The 18,431-nt window shown below is 68.6% G+C and carries 14 protein-coding genes and 2 pseudogenes; 9 read left to right on the forward strand and 7 right to left on the reverse strand.

Translation table 11 applies throughout. The features are described from left to right. Positions 1-15: 15 nt before the first annotated feature. The gene (locus ACFSXZ_RS32015) at positions 16-822 is read left to right on the forward strand and encodes an inositol monophosphatase family protein (RefSeq protein WP_378270076.1); all 807 of its coding nucleotides are present in this window, start codon (positions 16-18) and stop codon (positions 820-822) included. Here ACFSXZ_RS32015 and corA read toward each other — a convergent pair. Together corA and ACFSXZ_RS32025 are read right to left on the reverse strand one after the other, a co-directional pair. Continuing rightward, positions 800-1,771 carry a magnesium/cobalt transporter CorA gene (gene corA / locus ACFSXZ_RS32020; protein ID WP_378269292.1) on the reverse strand — a complete coding sequence of 324 codons (972 nt, stop codon included), beginning with the start codon at positions 1,769-1,771 and terminating at the stop codon, positions 800-802. The genes ACFSXZ_RS32015 and corA overlap by 23 nt on opposite strands. A 23-nt stretch (positions 1,772-1,794) precedes the next feature. Then, complete coding sequence (locus ACFSXZ_RS32025; RefSeq protein WP_378269294.1) at positions 1,795-2,247, reverse strand: MarR family winged helix-turn-helix transcriptional regulator; 453 nt, start codon at positions 2,245-2,247, stop codon at positions 1,795-1,797. A 100-nt stretch (positions 2,248-2,347) separates the two neighbouring features. On the opposite strand from ACFSXZ_RS32025, the gene ACFSXZ_RS32030 reads away from it, so the two are divergent. Beyond that, the gene (locus ACFSXZ_RS32030) at positions 2,348-3,247 is read left to right on the forward strand and encodes an alpha/beta hydrolase (RefSeq protein ID WP_378269295.1); all 900 of its coding nucleotides are present in this window, start codon (positions 2,348-2,350) and stop codon (positions 3,245-3,247) included. Here the strand turns inward: ACFSXZ_RS32030 and mgtA are convergent. The 3 genes from mgtA to ACFSXZ_RS32045 form a co-directional block, all read right to left on the reverse strand. Beyond that, positions 3,219-5,855: a magnesium-translocating P-type ATPase gene (mgtA, locus tag ACFSXZ_RS32035; RefSeq protein WP_378269297.1), complete on the reverse strand. Its 2,637-nt coding sequence runs from the start codon at positions 5,853-5,855 to the stop codon at positions 3,219-3,221. The two genes, ACFSXZ_RS32030 and mgtA, sit on opposite strands and share 29 nt — an antisense overlap. A 140-nt stretch (positions 5,856-5,995) precedes the next feature. Continuing rightward, positions 5,996-6,838 carry an SAM-dependent methyltransferase gene (locus ACFSXZ_RS32040; protein WP_378269299.1) on the reverse strand — a complete coding sequence of 281 codons (843 nt, stop codon included), beginning with the start codon at positions 6,836-6,838 and terminating at the stop codon, positions 5,996-5,998. 177 nt (positions 6,839-7,015) lie between these two features. Then, a complete protein-coding gene (locus tag ACFSXZ_RS32045) occupies positions 7,016-7,396 on the reverse strand; it encodes an STAS domain-containing protein (RefSeq protein WP_378269301.1) in 381 nt (126 codons plus the stop codon). A 329-nt stretch (positions 7,397-7,725) separates the two neighbouring features. Between ACFSXZ_RS32045 and ACFSXZ_RS32050 the strand changes: the two genes are divergently transcribed. From ACFSXZ_RS32050 to ACFSXZ_RS32065, 4 genes are all read left to right on the forward strand, one after another. Further along, on the forward strand, positions 7,726-9,981 hold the full coding sequence (locus tag ACFSXZ_RS32050) for a xanthine dehydrogenase family protein molybdopterin-binding subunit (RefSeq protein WP_378269303.1): 2,256 nt from the start codon (positions 7,726-7,728) through the stop codon (positions 9,979-9,981). Beyond that, positions 9,978-10,448, forward strand: coding sequence for a (2Fe-2S)-binding protein (locus ACFSXZ_RS32055; RefSeq protein ID WP_378269305.1), 471 nt, complete (start codon positions 9,978-9,980; stop codon positions 10,446-10,448). The genes ACFSXZ_RS32050 and ACFSXZ_RS32055 overlap by 4 nt, the downstream gene beginning before the upstream one ends. Further along, positions 10,445-11,257 (forward strand): FAD binding domain-containing protein, encoded by an 813-nt coding sequence (locus ACFSXZ_RS32060; RefSeq protein WP_378269306.1) that lies wholly within the window; start codon positions 10,445-10,447, stop codon positions 11,255-11,257. The genes ACFSXZ_RS32055 and ACFSXZ_RS32060 overlap by 4 nt, the downstream gene beginning before the upstream one ends. A gap of 163 nt (positions 11,258-11,420) precedes the next feature. Beyond that, on the forward strand, positions 11,421-12,818 hold the full coding sequence (locus ACFSXZ_RS32065) for a protein kinase domain-containing protein (protein WP_378269308.1): 1,398 nt from the start codon (positions 11,421-11,423) through the stop codon (positions 12,816-12,818). 14 nt (positions 12,819-12,832) lie between these two features. Here the strand turns inward: ACFSXZ_RS32065 and ACFSXZ_RS32070 are convergent, their stop codons facing one another. Then, positions 12,833-13,705, reverse strand: coding sequence for a class I SAM-dependent methyltransferase (locus ACFSXZ_RS32070; RefSeq protein ID WP_378269309.1), 873 nt, complete (start codon positions 13,703-13,705; stop codon positions 12,833-12,835). A gap of 33 nt (positions 13,706-13,738) precedes the next feature. Then, positions 13,739-14,677, reverse strand: a complete 939-nt coding sequence (locus ACFSXZ_RS32075; RefSeq protein ID WP_378269310.1) for an RluA family pseudouridine synthase — start codon at positions 14,675-14,677, stop codon at positions 13,739-13,741. 220 nt (positions 14,678-14,897) lie between these two features. Here ACFSXZ_RS32075 and ACFSXZ_RS32080 point away from each other — a divergent pair, with 220 nt between their 5' ends. From ACFSXZ_RS32080 to ACFSXZ_RS41290, 3 genes and pseudogenes are all read left to right on the forward strand, one after another. After that, complete coding sequence (locus ACFSXZ_RS32080) at positions 14,898-16,955, forward strand: DNA gyrase/topoisomerase IV subunit B (RefSeq protein ID WP_378269312.1); 2,058 nt, start codon at positions 14,898-14,900, stop codon at positions 16,953-16,955. A 25-nt stretch (positions 16,956-16,980) separates the two neighbouring features. Further along, a pseudogene (locus tag ACFSXZ_RS32085) lies at positions 16,981-17,388 on the forward strand (DNA gyrase subunit A); the annotation flags it as partial. 12 nt (positions 17,389-17,400) lie between these two features. After that, positions 17,401-18,279, forward strand: a pseudogene (locus tag ACFSXZ_RS41290) (LAGLIDADG family homing endonuclease); the annotation flags it as partial. Between the last annotated feature and the right edge of the window lie 152 nt (positions 18,280-18,431).

Here is an 18,431-nt window from a genome sequence, read left to right on the forward strand (position 1 = left end):
GTGCGGGACGACAGCATGGAGGATTTCCGGCCGCTGCTGCCGATCGCCAGGGAAGCCGTGGCGATCGCGCACCGGATCGTCTGTTCGCGCGCGACGTTTTCCGTCACCGCCAAGGGCGAACGTGACATGGTCACCGATGTGGACTTCGCGGTCGAAGACGCGGTACGCGAGTTCCTCGCGCGAGAGACGCCGCAGACCGGAATCCTGGGCGAGGAACAGGGCCGCACGGGTACCGACGAATCCCGGGACAGCGCGTTGTGGTGGGCACTCGATCCGGTGGACGGCACGGCGAACTTCGCCCGCGGAATTCCTTTGTGTGCGGTGTCGCTCGGTCTGGTGTCCGGACGGCGCAGCGTGCTCGCGGCGATCGACCTGCCGTTCCTGGATGTCACCTACAGCGCGGTGGAGGGGCACGGGGCCTACGCCGGTGACGTTCGTCTTCACGGTTCCCGCGTGCGTGATCTGGCCGGAGCGATGATCTCGATCGGCGACTTCGCCGTGGGGGAAGGCGCGCGGGAGAAAAACCGTGTCCGCCTCGCCCTGCTGGACAGGCTGGGCGCGCGCGCCCAGCGGATCAGGATGATCGGCAGCGCGGCGATCGACCTGGCGTGGGTCGCGGAAGGAAAACTCGACGCGACGATCATCCTGGCGAACCTGCCGTGGGACACGATGGCGGGCGTGCTCCTGGTCCGCGAGGCCGGTGGCGCCGTGCTCGACCGGGATGGTACGGACCACACCGCCGACTCGTCGGCGACCATCGCGGTGGGGCCCGGCCTGGCCGAGGACATCATGGCCTGCGTTAGAGCCAGTCTCGGCGCCTGAACAGGACGTACAGTCCCGCCGACAATATGATCATGATGATCACCGACAGCCAGAATCCCCAGCTCTGGTTGAACCCGGGGTAGGGGACGTTCTGCCCGTAGAAGCCGGTGACCGCGGTGGGCACCGCGATGATCGCGGCCCAGCTGGTGACCTTCTTCATGATCATGTTGAGCCGGTTGCCCTGCAGGTTCAACTGGGTCTCGCGCAGGGTGGTGATCATGTCCCGCAGTGATTCGGTCCATTCCGAAGCACGGAGCACGTGGTCGTAGACATCCTGAAAGTAGGGGACGAGTTCGTCGGTGGTGATCTGGTGGTCGCGCCGCATCAGCGAATTGACCACCTCCCGCATGGGCAGTACGACCCGCCGCAGGGTGACCAGGCTCTTGCGCAACCGCAGGGAACGCCGTTGCAGTTCACGGTGGTCCACGTTCTCGGCGAAGACGAGATCCTCCAGCGTCTCGATTTCCTCGTCGAGCGCCTGCACGGCCTCGAAATGACCGTCCACAATGTAATCAAGCAGGCCGTGCAGGAGGAAACCCACGCCACCCTTGGCCAGCTCCGCGGCCGAGTCCCAGCGCTCCACCACGGCGTCGATGTCGAAGTGCTCGTCCTTGCGCACGGTGACCAGCGCGCGTTCGGTGATGAACGCGGCCACCTCGGACTTGGCCAGCGTTCCGGTGTCCGGATCGAGCCGGACACCGTAGGCCGTCAGGAACCAGTGAGTGTCGTAGCGGTCCACCTTCGGCCGCTGGTGCTCGTGCACCGCGTCTTCGACGGCGAGCTTGTGCAGACCGAGTTCCTCGCTGATGGTGGCCAGATCTTCCTCCGTCGGGAAGCACATGTCCAGCCACACCGTCGCGGTCGGGTCGGGCAGAAAGTCCGATACGTCCGCGGGTGGGAAGTTTTCCTTCTCCAGCACGCCGTTGCGGTACAGGCGGGTACGAGCCATGGCCGCAGACGCTAACAGTCTCCTCATCCCGTCGGCATACCGGCGCGAGCGTCTTCGACCGTCCGGCGCAGCCGGGCGAGGGTGGCGGCGAACACCTCGAGCGACCGGGCGGTCAGCGGGTCGCCGAGCCAGACGCGCAACTCCCGTTCGAAGGTCTTGGTGGCGGTGTTCAGACGGCGGCGGCCCTCCGGAGTCAGGCCGAGCAGCGACGAGCGGCGGTTCTCCGGGTTCGGGCGGCGGCTCACCCAGCCGGCGGCTTCGAGCCGGTCCACCGCCTTGCTGGTCGCGCCCACGGTGATCGCCATCTCCTGGGCGATGTCGGCGACCCGGCAGTCGTCACGGCCGCCGATGATGCGCAGGAGTTCGTACTGGCCCATGCTCACCCCGTGTTCGGCCCGCAACACGTCGCCGACCGCGTTGTAGAGCCTCGTCTCATACCGGATGAGATCGGAGAACACCTGCGCGAGCCCGGGCATGCCACCACCTCCATCTTCATGGGAAGTACATTCCTGGGAATATACTTCCCGCGTCGCCTGTTGTGCGACATGATCCCCTTCCCGCGATCCGGAGGACAGCATGAGTGAGGAACAGCGCGCGGCTCTCGACGCCCGGCTTCGATCGGTCACGTTCGACACGAGCCGTGCGCCCGGGGAATTGCGCGAGGCCTTCGAGACGATGACGGCCGGGCGCCCGGTCCCACCCGGCGTCGCGTTCGCCCCGGCCGTTCTCGGTGGCCGGCCGGCGTTGGCGGTCGAGCCGGAGGAAGTGGGGACCGAGGGGAGGATTCTCTACTTCCACGGCGGCGCCTGGGTGGTCGGCTCGCCGGACACGGCCCAGGCACTCACCGCCGGTTTGGTCCACCGCACCGGCGTCCGGGCCGTCTCGCTGGACTACCGGCTGGCTCCGGAGCACCCGTTCCCGGCCGCGATCGAAGACTGCCTCGCCGCCTACCGCGACCTGCTCGACCAGGGCGTGCCCGCCGAGCGGATCGTCCTGGCCGGAGACTCGGCCGGTGGCGGCCTCACCGTCACGACCATGCTCGCCGCGCGGGATGCCGGACTGCCGCTCCCGGCCGGAGCGGTCGCCTTCTCACCGGCGCTGGACGCGACCCGCAGCGGCGAGAGCATGAAAACCAAGGCCGGGATCGACCCGATGTTCACGAGTGAGTCGCTGGGGCAGTTGCTGGCGCACTATGTGGCCGGTGAGGACCCATGGCACCCGTTCCTGAGCCCGGCGGTTTCCGCCGATCTCGGCGGACTGCCACCGCTGCTGCTGCAGGTGGGTTCGAACGAGGTCCTGCTCGACGACTCGACCCGGCTCGCGACCCGCGCGGCCGCGGCGGGCGTGGACGTGGTCCTCGACGTCACCGCGGACGTGCCCCACGTGTTCCAGTCCGCCGCGGGCTTCCTCGACGAAGCGGACGCGGCGCTGGACCGGGCGGGCCGCTTCATCCTCGATCACGTTTCGCGAAACTGAAGCGGGCGGCGCGGCGGTGCATCCGGTGGCCGGGGCGGCGGACACGGTGCGGCGACACGGCTCGCGGGGTGCGGAAGAACCAGCGTTTGGTGATCTCGATCAGCACCAGGTAGGCGATCACCATCAGCCCCAGCGCCAGGAAGAACGCGAGGGGCAGCGGGGTGAAGCCGAGCGGCCCCGCGAACGGCGTCGCCGGAAGCACCGCGCCGATGAGCACCACGCCGAGCGCGGCGCTGAGCAACGGCACGCTGGGGCGGCTGCGGAAGAACGGGCTACGCCGGGTCCGGATGGCGAAGATGACCAGCGTCTGGGTGGCCAGCGACTCGACGAACCAGCCCGAGCGGAACAGCGCCGCGTCGGCGTGGAAGCCCCAGAGCATGATGCCGAAGAGTGCGAAGTCGAACAGGGAGCTGATCGGGCCGAAGACCAGCATGAACCGCCGGATCAGGCCGATGTCCCAGCGTGAGGGCCGGGCCAGGAGTTCGGAATCCACGCTGTCGGTGGGAATCGCGAGCTGGCTGGAGTCGTAGAGCAGGTTGTTGAGGAGGATCTGGGACGGAAGCATCGGCAGGAAGCTCAAAAACGCGGACGCCCCGGCCGCGCTGAACATGTTGCCGAAGTTGCTCGACGTGCCCATGAGCACGTACTTGATGGTGTTGGCGAAGATCCGCCGCCCCGCGACCACGCCGTCCGCGAGCACCTGAAGGTCCTTCTCCAGCAGCACCACGTCCGCCGCGTCCTTGGCCACGTCGGTCGCGGAGTCCACCGAAACGCCCACGTCCGCGGCGTGCAGGGCGAGCGCGTCGTTGACGCCGTCGCCGAGGAACGCCACATCGACCCCGGTGCGGCGCTGGGCGCGCACGATCCGGGCCTTCTGCTCGGGACCGACCCGGGCGAACACCGTGGTGACGGCGGTGCGCTCGGCCAGTTCGTCGTCGTCGAGCCGGTCGAGGTCGGCACCGGTGAGCACTTCGCCCGGCGGGAGACCGAGATCCGCGCACACCCGGGTCGCGACGGTCGCGTTGTCCCCGGTGATCACCTTGACGGTGACGCCGAGTTCGTCCAGTCGCCGCAGTGCCGTGCGGGCGGTCGCCTTCGGCGGATCGAGGAAGACCAAAAAGCCGCACAGGCGCAGGTCCCGTTCGTCGTCGCTGGTGAGGGACTCCGCGTCCGGCGCGTCGCGGACCGCGACGGCGACGATCCGGTGCCCGGCCGCGAATTCCGCTTCGAGCGCGACCTTCGCGGCATCCGGGACGGCTTCGCAGCGGGTGAGTACCGTTTCGGGGGCGCCCTTGGTGATGACGATCCGGTGTCCGTCCGCCTCCGCCAGCACGGAGACCAGGCGGCGGTGGTGGTCGAAGGGCAACACGGCGAGCCGCGTGTAGCGGGTCGCGGTTTCGCGTTGCGGCGCAGGGGCTTCCCACAACGCGGTGTCCAGCGGATTCCCCGCGACGACGTGATGATCTTCGACCGCGGCGTCGGTGCAGACCAGTCCGAAAAGCAGCGCCTCGTCCGAGGCTTTCCCGTCGGGGCCGACGGATCGCATGTACTCGATCCGGCCTTCGGTCAGCGTGCCCGTCTTGTCGGTGAACAGGACCTCGATGTCGCCGAGGTCTTCGATGCACACCAACCGCTTGACCAGTACCTTGCACCGGGCCAGCAGGCGTGAGCCCGCGGCGAGGCTGGTGGACACCACGGCCGGCAGCAACTGGGGTGAGATGCCGACCGCGATCGCCAGCGAGAACAGCAGGGCGTCCACGACCGGGCGGTGCAGCGCCAGGTTGACCGCGAAGATCGCGGCCGTGAGCACCGCGGCGACTTGTACCAGTAACAGGGAAAACCGGCGAAGACCGTGCTGGAACTCGGTTTCGGGATGACGCGCCCCGAGGCCGAGCGCGATCCTGCCGAACTCGGTGGCGCCGCCGGTGGCCACCACCACGCCCCGGCCGGCGCCGGAACTGACCACGGTTCCCATGAGCGCGCAGTCTCCGAGGTCGCCGAGCGCCGAATCGGGTGGCGCGAGGGCGAGAGATTTCTCGGCGGGCACGGATTCCCCGGTCAGCACCGACTCGTCACATTCGAGAGCGATCACCGACGTCAGCCGCACGTCGGCCGGGACCACCTCGCCGAGTTGCAGTTCGACGACGTCACCGGGGACCAGTTCGACCACGTCGACCGGCGCCGCGCGACCCGACCGGACGACCACGGCCCGGTGCCGGATCTGCTCGTGCAACGCTTCCGCCGCGCGTTCGGCGCGGTATTCGTTGAAGAAACCCAGCCCGATCGAGGCGCTGAGGATCACCCCGATGATGAAGGCGTCGGTGCGCTCGCCGACGAAGAACGACGCCACGGCGGTCACGGCCAGCAGGATCAGCAACGGCGACCGCAACTGGCGCAGGAGCACAGGGAACGCGCGGGCCCGGTGCGAGCGCACCGCGTTCGGCCCGGTCTCCCGGAGCCGTTGCTCCGCCGCCTCGGCGGTGAGCCCGTCGGGTGCGGTCCCGAGCGCGGCGAGGACGTCGTCCACCGGCATCGCGGCGGCCGAGGAGGCGGTGATCGGCCGCGTCGTCGCGGTCGCGCGCGACGAGGACGGGGTGAAGACCGGCATGCCAGTGATCTTCCAAGTTGCCCCGCACCGAAAACGAGGGACCAAGGACCCTTAGCGTCGGTGTTTGTCCTTAAACGCGCCTTCGGATGGCGCGTTCGGTACTCACCTGACCAGGCAGCCTGCGGTTTGAAGGCAGCCTGTCAGGGCTTGCGGCCGACGGCTCCCGCGATGCACCGGGCGGCCTTGGACAACGGCCGCACGCGCGGCCCGTCGGGCCACCACTCGTCACAGACCGCGATTCCGGGCGGGGACAGCGCGTTCGGCTTGGTGAGTTCGAGACCGGCGAGCATCTCCTCGATCTCGGCGCGGGTCCGGAACCGGCCCGCACCGAGCGGGCCCTGCACCATGATCTGCTCGATCCGCTTCGCGACCTCGGTCAGCTCCGGGATCTCCGGGTCGAAGAAGTGGGAGAACACCACGTGCGAGCCGGAGGGCAGGGCGTCGATGTAGGCGCGCATGATCTCGGGCCCGTGGTCGCCTTCCAGATGGTGCAGCGTGCCGACGTGCAGGAGCACCAGAGGCTCGGTGAAGTCGATGTGCCGCCGCACGGTGTCGTTCTCCAGCACGGCCGAGGGCGTGAAGATGTCGGCCTCGACCATGTGCGTGTGGTCGTTCTCTTCCAGCAGCGCGCGCCCGTGCGCGAGGACGACCGGGTCGTTGTCGACGTAGACCACGCTCGTGGTGGGCTCGGTCCGTTGCACGATCTGATGCGTGTTTTCGGCGGTCGGCAGGCCGGACCCGCAGTCGAGGTACTGGGTGATCGAAGTCTGGGCGGCCAGGAACCGGCACGCCCGGTTGAGGAAACCGCGGTTGCCCCTGGCGATGTCGACCGCTTCGGGGACGGCCGTCGAAATCTTCCGCATCACCGCGCGATCGACTTCGTAGTGGTCCTTCCCGCCCAGAAAGCCGTCATAGATCCGGGCGATACTCGGTCTGCGCGGATCCACCCCGACCGGAATCTGGCTGGGCGAAGCGATGGGCATGACGACCTCGCAAGGGTTCTCGCGTGCACGAACCACCCGACCCTACTCGCGCGCGGACCCACCGCGGGCCGGACCTGAGCGATGCTCGTTCTCGGCGCCGAAAACAAGTGTCCATTGTGGACGATCTGGAGATGTCGGACGCCCGGTGGTCACCGGGCGTCACGACACGGGGCTCGCTCAGACGCCCGGGAGCGCCTCGCTCAGGGACTGGTAGATGTCCAGGGCCTGCGACAGGCCGGTCAGCTCCATCGGCCGGAAGGTGGCGCTCCCGGTGGCGACGAAACGCATGTCCGTCGCGGTTCCCGCCTGATTGTGCGCGGCCACGAGCACCGACATCCCGGCCGAGGCGAGGAAGTCCACCGCGCTCAGATCGACGACCAGGATCTTCGGCCGTTCCTTCAGCGCCCGCTCGATGGCTTCTTCGAGGTCCGGTGCGGTGACAAGGTCGATTTCGCCCGCGACATGGAGTACGACGACACCGCTGTCGCGCTGTTCCAGGCGCACCGTCATCACGGGCGCCGAGGGGTCGCCGGGCGGAAGTGCGTCGGGTGGAGTCATGGGAACATCATGCCCCGCCCGGTCGGTCATGGCGAGATGCGGCCGACTCCTGGCTTCGGCAACACCGTCGGCTTGCCTGCTCGTCGCGAAGGAGCACCGTATCGTTACGCGTGTCGTTACCGAATGCGACCGGCTTCGTTGGGCTGGACAGGTGTGGCAGGGTAAGTCGTTCCGGTGAACGGAAGAGTGCTACCCATCACGGTCGGCAGTCACTTAGAAAGGGCACGATCTTTGGTGCGTACACGCCAGCCAGGAGGCCGCGTGACCCAGAATGGCGGTGACCCGGTCGCGCGCCGGGCGCGAGTGTCCCGTGAAACACAGGAGGCCACATGAGTATCGTCGGCACCAGGGTGGTCCGGATCGAGGACCAGAAGCTGATCACGCAGGGTGGCACCTACGTCGAGGACCTGCGCGAGCCCGCGCTCACCGGCGCGGTGCACGCCATGTTCGTCCGCAGCCCGATCGCGCACGCGCGCGTCACCTCCATCGACACCTCGGCGGCGCTCGAAGCGCCCGGTGTGGTCGCCGTCTACACGATCGCCGACCTCGACCTCGCGCCGCCCCAGCCGGCGGGCGGGCCGGTCGCGCAGCCGTGGCTGGCCGACGGCGTGGTGCGTTATGTCGGCGAGCCGGTCGCGCTGGTCCTCACCGAAGAGCGTTACCAACTCGCGGACGCCGCCGAACTGGTCGACATCGACTACGACCCGCTCGACGCGGTCGCGAGCATCGACGCCGCGCTGGCCGACGAAACGGTGCTCTTCCCGGAGCACGGCTCGAACGTGCTCGCCACCAACGGTGGGCCGTTCGACGACTCGTCCTTCTCCGACTGCGAGGTCGTGGTCACCCAGACCGTGCTGAACCAGCGGGTCGCGCCCGCTCCGATGGAGGTGCGCGCGGCGGCGTGCGCGTGGGGTGAGGACGGGCGGCTGACCGCCTGGCTGTCCACCCAGAACGCGCAGATCGGGCGCGGCATCCTCGCCGGGGGCCTCGGCGTCGGCGAGGAACAGGTCCGGGTCATCACCCCGGACGTGGGCGGCGGCTTCGGTGCGAAGATCGGCGCGGACTTCGAGATGGTCGTGCTGGCCTGGGCGTCGAAGCGGTCGGGTCGCCCGGTCCGCTGGGTGGAGACGCGCAGCGAGAACCTCGTCTCGATGACGCACGGACGGGCGCAGCAGAACACCGTCACCATCGGTGGCAGGCGGGACGGCACCGTGGAGGTGTTCCGCCTGGAGGTGATCCAGGACGCGGGCGCCTATCCTCGCGCGCTGTTCCTGCCGACGCTGACCACGCTGATGGGCACCGGTGTCTATCACTTCCCGAAGGTCGAGGCGTCCAGCCGCGCGGTGGCCACCAACGCCACGCCGATCGCGGCCTACCGGGGTGCCGGGCGGCCCGAGGCGACGGCCGCGATCGAGCGCGCGATGGACCTCTTCGCCGCGGAGATCGGCATGGACCCCGCGGAGGTCCGCAAGGTCAACTTCATCCGGCCCGACGAGTTCCCGTACCAGTCGCCGACCGGTGCCAACTACGACAGCGGCGAGTACGCCCAGGCGCTGGACAAGGTCCTCGAAGCCGGGGGATACCAGGAACTGCGCGCGGAGCAGAAGCGCCGCCGCGAGGCAGGCGACCCGATCGCGCTCGGTCTCGGCCTCGCTTCCTACGTCGAGATCACCGGTGGTGACGGCGGCGGCGAGAGCGGCCGGGTCGACATCAACCCGGACGGCACCGTCACCGCCTACACCGGCAGTTCGCCGCACGGGCAGGGCCTGGACACCACGCTCACCATGCTGCTGTCCGACCAGCTCGGCATCCCGATGGACAAGATCACCATCCGGCACGGGGACACCGACGAGGTCCCCAAGGCGATCGGCACCTTCGGCTCGCGCTCGCTGCAGCTCGGTGGGTCCGCGGTGCGGCGCGCGGCGGAACAGGTGATCGAGGCGGCCAAGGAGATCGCGGCCGAGATGCTCGAGGCCGCGCCCGACGACGTCGAACTCAACGCCGACAACGGCAACTGGCAGGTGCGGGGCGCGCCGTCGAGCCAGGTGGTGACGTGGACGCAGCTCGCCGCCCGCGCCGAGGAAGGCGCGCTGTCGGCGGACGTCTGGTTCGGCGAGGGCACGCCGACCTTCCCGTTCGGTGCCCACCTCGCGGTGGTCGAGGTCGACACCGACACCGGCAAGGTCGAGCTGAAACGGATCATCGCGGCCGACGACGCCGGCCCGGTGCTCAACCCGCTGGCGTTCCGGGGACAGCGGCACGGCGGGCTCGGCCAGGGCTCCGCGCAGGCGCTGCTCGAGGAAATGAACTACGACGCGGACGGCAACCCGACCACGTCGACGCTGGCCGACTACGCGTTCATCACCGCGGTCGAGCTGCCCGATTTCGAACTGGTGGACATGGCCACTCCCACCACGCGGAACCCGTTGGGAGTCAAGGGGATCGGCGAGGCCGCCACGATCGGTTCCACGCCGGCGGTGCACAATGCGGTGGTGGACGCGCTGGCGCATCTCGGCGTGAAGCATTTGGACATGCCGACCACCCCGTACCGGGTGTGGCAGGTCCTGGAGGGAGTCAAGAAGTGAAGGTCACGATCGAGATCAACGGGCAGTCGGTCTCCGAGGATGTCGAAGACCGCACGCTCCTGGTGCACTTCGTCCGGGAGAACGCGGGGCTGACCGGCACCAACATCGGCTGCGACACCACCTCGTGCGGCGCGTGCACCGTGCTGCTGGACGGCGAGTCGGTGAAGTCGTGCACGGTGCTGGCCGCCCAGGCCGACGGGCACAAGGTCACCACGGTGGAGGGCATGGCCGGGCCGGACGGCGAACTGCACCCGCTCCAGAAGGCGTTCCGCGAGCAGCACGGCCTCCAGTGCGGGTTCTGCACGCCGGGGATGATCATGGCGTCGGCCTCGCTGCTGAAGCACAACCCCAAGCCCACCCGGGACGAAGTCCGCCACGGGCTCGAAGGAAACCTGTGCCGCTGCACCGGTTATCACAACATCGTCAACGCCGTCATCGAGGCGTCCGGGCAGGAGGTCGACCGGTGATCCCAGCTCAGTTCAGCTACCGGCGTGCGTCCACTGTGGACGAAGCGCTCAGTCTGCTCACCGAGCACGGCGACGAAGCCAAGCTCCTGGCCGGCGGGCAGTCGCTGCTTCCCCTGATGAAACTGCGGCTCGCGGCGCCCGAGGTGCTGGTCGACCTCGCGCCGATCAAGGAGCTGCGGTACGTCCGCGTCGACGGCGGCGAGGTCGCGATCGGCGCGCTCACCCGGCACGCCGACCTCAACAGCGACCCGGTGCTGGCCGAGCACGCGCCGCTGCTGGCGCACGTCGCCGGCACCGTGGGCGACCTGCAGATCCGGCACCGCGGCACGATCGGCGGCTCGCTCGCGCACGCCGACGCCGCCGCGGACCTGCCCGCCGCGGTGCTGGCCTCCGACGGGGTCATGGTCGTGACCGGACCGTCGGGCGAGCGGCGCATCCCGGCCGGCGAGTTCTTCCTCGGACCGTTCACCACCCCGCTGGAACCCGACGAGTTGCTCACCGAGATCCGGGTGCCGAGCCAGACCGGCCTCGGCTGGGGCTTCGAAAAGTTCACCCGGCGCGCGATCGACTGGGCCATCGTCGGGGCCGCCGTGGTCGGCGGCAAGGTCGCCCTGGTCAACATGGGCGCGACCCCGGTCCGTGCCCGGGCCACCGAGGAGGCGCTCGCCTCCGGCGCGTCCCCGGCCGACGCGGGCGCGCTCGCCGCCGAGGACACCTCGCCGGTCAGCGAACCGCACGCCAGCGCGGAGTACCGCCGTCACCTCGCCCGGGTGCTCACCACCCGGGCCCTCACCACCGCCGCCGCGTAGGTCGTAGGTAGTGCCTTAGGTATTGAAGGAAGGAGCGTTTACTACGGTTCATCCGTAGTAAACGCTCCTTCCTTCGTTTCCACCTCCGTGAACCGGCTGGCCGGGGCGGACGTGTTACCGGAAAATGGTGTCGACCGTGGTCATCAGCACCGGAGGATGCGCCGTGACGGACGAAGGTGAGCTGATCGCCGGCCGCTACCGCCTGGTGTCCCGGGTCGGCCGGGGCTCGATGGGGGTGGTGTGGCGGGCACACGACGAGCGGCTGGACCGGGTGGTGGCGGTCAAGCAGCTCCTGATCGACGCGGGCGCCGACGAGGCCGACGCGGAGGAGGCCGTCCTCCGGGCGATGCGAGAGGCTCGCGTCGCGGCCAGAGTCCGGCATCCGCACGCGATCATGGTGCACGACATCGTGGCGCACCAGGGAAAACCATGCCTGGTCATGGAGTTCCTGGAAGCGGAGAGCCTGACCGAACTTCTCACCCGCCACGGACCGCTGCGGCCCGACCAGGTGGCGCGGGTGGGCGCGCAGATGGCTTCCGCCCTGGCGATGGCCCACCAGGAAGGCATCGTCCATCGTGACGTCACCCCCGCCAACGTCCTGATCACCTCCGACGGCACGGCGAAGCTCGCCGATTTCGGCATCTCCCGCGCGGTCGGCGAAGGCACCGTGACCGGCAGCGGCTTCATCGTCGGCACGCCGGCCTACCTCGCTCCCGAGGTCGCGAACGGAGAGCTGGCCGACTTCCCCTCCGACGTGTTCTCGCTGGGCGCCACGCTGTACTTCGCGCTCGAAGGCGGCCCGCCGTACGGAACCGACGAAAACCCGATCGCGTTGCTGCAACGGGTCGCGCGCGAGGAGATCGTTCCCCCGCTGCACCACGGGCCGCTCGCGGACGTCCTGATGCGCCTGCTGGAGCGTGACCCGGGCGAGCGGCCCACGATGCTCGCCGCGCACGCCGCGCTGTCCGCGGTCGCCGAGGGCCGCCCGGTTCCGTCACTGGCCGTCCCGCGCCAGGGGACCCGCCTGGTGTCGTTCCGGCGGCCGAGGATGGGCCGCCGCTTGGCGGTGGCCGCCATGATCGGCGTGCTCGCCCTCTGCGGGACCATCCTCGCCAACGCGATGAGCGGCGGCACCCAGCAGCATCCCGGGAGTGCCGCCGGGGCCCAGCAGGCCCCGCCGCCGGAGAGCACGGCACAGACCTCGACCTCCGCCACGGAAACGGAGTCCACCGACCCCGACGCGGTGCAGGGTGCGGGGTGCCAGGCGCAGTACCGGGTGATCAACTCCTGGCAGGGCGGGTACCAGGTGGAGGTGACCGTGCGCAACGACGCTCCGGCCAACCTCAACGGCTGGTCGGTGAGCTGGTCGCTGCCCGACGGCCACCAGATCAACAACCTGTGGGACGGCACCTTGCGCCAGCGCGGTTCCTCCGTCACCGTCACCAACGCGAACTACAACGCGGTGGTCAAGGGACACGGCTCGACGAGCTTCGGCCTGGTGGCTACCGTGCACGGCAACCGGCCCGCCAAGCAGGTCGTCCTCACCTGCCAGGAGCTCTAACCCTCAGTGCTCCGTCACGAACGGGCGTGAACGAGCTGGGAAAGTCGTTCCGGGACAAGGGTGTCGGTGCGATCCCACAGCGCCGGGTCCACCGAATCACGTTCGGAGGCGTGCGTGATGTGCCCGAAACCGGCCACGGTGAGGAGTTCCGACATCTCGTCCGGGGCGAAGTAGCTGAGCCACGGCTCGCCGCTCTGGGCCGCGATCGGAGCGATGGCGTCCGCGTAGGCGCTCCCGCCCTCGTCCCGCATTTCCGGGGGGAGGATATAGGTCGCCACGATTTCCGCGCCCGGAGGCAAATGCGCGAGCGTGGCCGCCACGGATTCACGGGTGAGATACATGGTGACGCCCAGCCAGCTGAAAAACGACGGCCGCTCCGGGTCGAACCCGTGTTCCGCGAGCTGTTTCACCAGGGCCTGCGGGTCGTCTTCGGTGACAGCGACACTGAAATCCACACCCACGAACGAAACACTTTCCGGTAGGGCTGTTCCGGAGTGTTGAAGGGCCTGCCGCTTCCACTCCTGGCCTGCCGGGTGGTCGACCTCGAAGACCCTGACCGGAAGGTCGGTGCGGTAGGCGAAGGTGTCCAGGCCCGCGCCGAGGATCACGTACTGCCCGACACCGCGAGCCACGGCTTCGGCCAGTCTTTCCTCGGCATATCTGCTGCGGGTGGTGACCTGCACGCGCGCCGCCGACAGCAGCGGATGAGCACCGCTGCGGAGGTGATAGCCGAGGAGTTCTCCGGCCTTGTCCCCCAGCAAGGGGGCCGCGAGCGGATCCGCGAAAAGGTACGGCTCGGCGTCGACGAGAAGATGTGCGGCCCGCGCGGCGGCCGCGGTGAGCGCGGTCTTACTGGGTTCTCGAGTGGCACTCGGTTCGCGATTCACGCAGCGAAGCTACCCCCTGATTTTCCCATCATATCACAAAAAAGAAAATTCCGAAAGAGTGTGTTCGTCACAACTCCGGAGGGTGAGGCGGCTTTCGAAACGCCGGGGTGTGCCGGTGAGCGGATCGGTGAATTCCAGCGTCTGGGCGAGCAGTTGCAGCGGACGGGTGAAATCGTCCAATGTGGACTCGACCACGGCAGGGTAGAAGCGGTCGCCGAGGATGGGCACGCCGAGGCGGCTCATGTGCACCCGGAGCTGGTGTGTCCGCCCGGTCTCCGGAATCAGACGGTAGCGGCCGAGCCCGTGGCCGTGCTCGATCAACTCGATCCGTGTCTCGGCGTTCGGCTCGCCCGGAACCTCCTGGGCGGTCACGGTTCCGCGCTCCTTGACGATCCGGCTGCGCACGACGGCAGGCAGCGCGAGGCCGGGATCGTGCCGGGCCACGGCCTGGTAGGTCTTGCGCACCTTGCGATCGCGGAAAAGGGTCTGATAGGCGCCGCGGTGCTCGCGCCTGACCACGAACATGAGCAACCCGGCGGTGACCCGGTCGAGCCGGTGCGCGGGACTGAGTTCGGGCAGGCCCAGATCGCGGCGCAGGCGCACCAGCGCGGTCTCCCGGACGTGCCTGCCTCGCGGGATGGTCGCCAGGAAGTGTGGCTTGTCCACCACGACAAGACGGTCGTCGGCGTGGACGACCCCGATCTCGAACGGCACCGCGACCTCGTCCGGCAGATCGCGGTGGAACCAGATGAACTCGCCGCCGCGAAACGGCGTGTCCGGCCGGATCGGCCCGTCCTGGCCGACGATGCGCCCCTCGGCGAGCATCTCGTCGAGCCGTTCCGTTGGAAGTTTCGGGATACGCTCGACGAGGTGGTCGCGGATGGTGGCCCAGGAACCCTCGGCCGGCATCCTCATCCGCGCGGGACTCAACCCGTCACGCGGCGGAAGCGGGGCATCGGGCAGGCGTCTCACAAGGGAAGACTCTAGCCGTACCCGGACCACGCTCCGGGTATGTCCGGACTGTCCGTATCCGTCGGAGCACCGTCGATCACCGCCGGAACCGGACCGCTGCCTGCGGTGATACTCGCCGTGGCGTGATATCACGGAGTTGTCGGGGTGGTCCGATACCCTGTCCTACCGTGGGGCGCCCCTGCAGCACCACTTCGAGCTTCGCGACCAGGAGAACACCTCTGTGACTGCCTCTGCTGAGCCCTTGTACGGGGCCGACGACCTCACCCATCTCGAGGGACTCGAAGCGGTGCGCAAACGGCCCGGGATGTATATCGGGTCGACCGACAGCCGTGGCATCACGCACCTGTTCTCCGAGATCGTGGACAACGCCACGGACGAGGGTGTCGCCGGTCACGCCGGCCGGGTCGTGGTCACCCTGCACGCCGACGGCAGCGTCCAGGTCGACGACGACGGCCGCGGCATCCCCACCGACATCCACGCCAAATCCGGCCTTTCCGGCGTCGAACTCGTGCTGACCAGGTTGCACGCGGGCGGCAAGTTCGGCGGCAACGGTTACAAGACCTCCGGCGGGCTGCACGGCGTGGGCGCCTCGGCGGTGAACGCGCTGTCGCACCGGTTCGACGTGATCGTCAAGCAGCGCGGCAAGGTGCACGAGATGTCCTTCAAGCACGGCGCGCCGGGCATCTTCGACGGTCCGGGCCCGAAGGCGAAGTTCGTGGCACAGCCCGGTCTCCGCGTCACCGGAAGGATGAAGCGCGGCGAGCGGACGGGCACCTCGATCCGGTACTGGTACGACTCCCGCTACTTCGAGACCGGCGCGAAGCTCGACATCGAGACGGTGCGCGCCAAGCTGCGTAACACCGCGTTCCTCGTGCCGGGCGTGACGTACGTGTTGCGCAGCGCGAGCGAGGACACGATCGGTGAGGAGACCTTCCACTACCCGCACGGCCTGCGCGACATGGTCGACTTCCTCACCCCGTCGTCCGACAAGCCGGTCTGCGGCACGCTGATGATCACCGGCGAGGGCACCTACAAGGAGAACGCGGCCGACGCCAACGGCGTCATGCGGTCCAATGTGGAGCGTCACGCGGAGATCGAGGTGGCGCTGCGCTGGGGGACCGGTTACGAGCGCACGGTCGAGTGCTTCACCAACACCATCCGCAACCTGCACGGCGGCACGCACCGCAGGGGCTTCGAGCGGGGCGCCGTGCGGGCCCTGCAGGACGCCATCTCCAAGACCAGGGGCCTGCTCAAGCCCAAGGAGGACCTGCCGGTCCTCGACGACGTGCTGGAGGGGATGACGGCGGTCATCCACGTGCGCCTGCCGGAACCGCAGTTCACCTCGCAGACCAAGGACGAACTGTCCACGGCGGGGATCACGCGGGTGATCCAGGGGGTCATCGAGAAGAGCCTCAAGGCCTGGATCGAGGACCGGAAGACCAAGTCCGAAGCCAAGATCGTGCTGCAGAAGATCGTGGACGCCGGCCGCGTCCGGATCGCGCAGAAGCAGCAGAAGGACGCCGCCCGGCGCAAGACGGCGCTGGAAGGCGCCGCGATGCCGGCGAAGCTGGTCGACTGCCGCACCACCGGCGTCTCCCGCAGCGAACTGTTCCTTGTGGAGGGTGACAGCGCGCTCGGTTCGGCGCGGATGGCGCGGGTCTCGGAGTACCAGGCGCTGCTTCCGTTGCGCGGCAAGGTGCTCAACGTGCAGAAGGCCAGCCTCGGCGACACGCTCAAGAACGCCGAGATCGCCTCGATCGTGCAGGTGCTCGGGGCGGGCAGCGGCCGCACCTTCGACCTGTCGACGATGCGCTACGGCCGGGTGATCATCATGGCCGACGCGGACGTCGACGGTTCGCACATCCGCACCCTGCTGATCACGTTGTTCGCCAAGTACATGCGCCCCGTGATCGAAGACGGCAGGCTGTACGCGGCGATGCCGCCGTTGCACAAGCTCGTGACCAAGGGCCGCAACCCGGAGACGCACTTCACCTTCACCCAGCGGGAGATGGAGGCGAAGCTGTCCGAACTGGAGACGGCGGGCAAGCAGGTGATCAAGCCGGTGCCCCGGTTCAAGGGCCTCGGCGAGATGGACGCCGACGAACTCTGGCACACCACGATGAACCCGGCCACGCGCTCGGTCCGGCGGATCACGCTGGACGACGTGGACGCCGCCGAGGCGGCCCTCGAACTGCTCATGGGGGAGAAGGTCGAGCCGCGCCGCAACTGGCTGGTCGAATCCGCCGCGCGGGTCGACCAGGCCGCGATCGACATCTAGTTCGACCTCTAGGAGAGACAGACCCATGGCACGCCGTAAGACCCCGACCACCCGGGTCGATCCGAGCGCCTTCGACAGCGCGGGTGCTCAGGTCTTCGAAAACCCGGTGAAGACCGAGATCGAGGATTCCTACCTCGAATACGCCTACTCGGTGATTCATTCGCGGGCCCTGCCCGACGCCCGTGACGGCCTGAAGCCGGTGCACCGCCGGATCCTGTTCTCCATGAACGAGAACGGCTACCGCCCCACCCACGCCTACGTGAAGTCCTCCCGTGTGGTCGGTGACGTGATGGGCCGTTACCACCCGCACGGCGACACCGCGATCTACGACGCGATGGTCCGCCTGGCGCAGGACTTCTCCATGAACGCCCCGCTCATCGACGGACATGGAAATTTTGGTAGCCCCGACGATGGCCCGGCAGCGAGCAGATACTGCGTAGTAGGTGACACCAGGATCCGGCTGGCCGACGGGTCGAGCCCTCGCATCGCGGACGTGGTGAACCTCCCGGCGGACAGCGAGGCCGACGCCGACTTCGAAGTCCTCGACAAGGACGGCAAGGCGGTCCGAGTCACGAAGGTGTTCAACTCCGGCGTCCATCCGACGATCCGGATGACCACCAAAACCGGCTTCTCGCTCCGAGGCAGTGAGAACCACCTCGTTCTCTGCCTGGAGGCACCGGCGGGCGTGCCGCTGTTCCAGTGGAGGCGGCTCGACGAGGTCCAGCCGGGAACCGTCGTGTGCGTCGCCCGCAACGCCTGGATGCAGGTCGTGCCCACGGCACGCGAATACATGCTCGGCGTGCTCGCCGGAGCCTGGGTTTCGGAAGGCTTCGCTAGCGATCACAGAGCTGGCTTCAGCAATACGGACGAGCACTTCTTCGGTGAGGTGCTGGACGCTTACGACCGGACGATTGGCGGCGGTCGTCACGTCTACGAACGGCCCGGCAAGCCCAACCGAAAGCCTCTTTATGACCTCCGTATCGTGGGTGAAGGCCGTATGTCGGCGTTCCGCGCCAGCCCCCTCGGGGAGCTAATCGGCCACCATGCGAGGGACAAGTTCGTGCCCGAGTTCGTCTGGAACTCTGGGTGGGGCGTGAAGCGGGCGTTCCTGATGGCGCTCTTCGAAGGCGACGGCTGCGCCCGGGTCGCGGCTGACGGGTTCGCGATCCACTACACGAGCTACAGCGAACGCCTGACCGCTGAAGTTCAGGAGATGCTCGCCGAGTTCGGGGTCATCGCGAGGCATTGCCGTGACACGCGCGCCAGCGGTTCCGTCGAGCATCGCCTCGTCATCTCGGGCCTGCGAAATGTCCGGGCCTTCGCCGATCGTGTCGGATTCCTGAAGACGAAACAGGCGAAGCTGGCGCAACTACTGCGTCGGGAGGTGCTGCGGCCACACAGGCTCAGCCAGGACAAGGTTCCGTTCGTCGCCGACTACGTTCGCGGTGCGCTCGACTTCGACCGGCGTGGCAGCGG

Origin of the sequence: Amycolatopsis pigmentata (assembly GCF_042684065.1) — a bacterium.
Lineage (GTDB): Bacteria > Actinomycetota > Actinomycetes > Mycobacteriales > Pseudonocardiaceae > Amycolatopsis_E > Amycolatopsis_E pigmentata.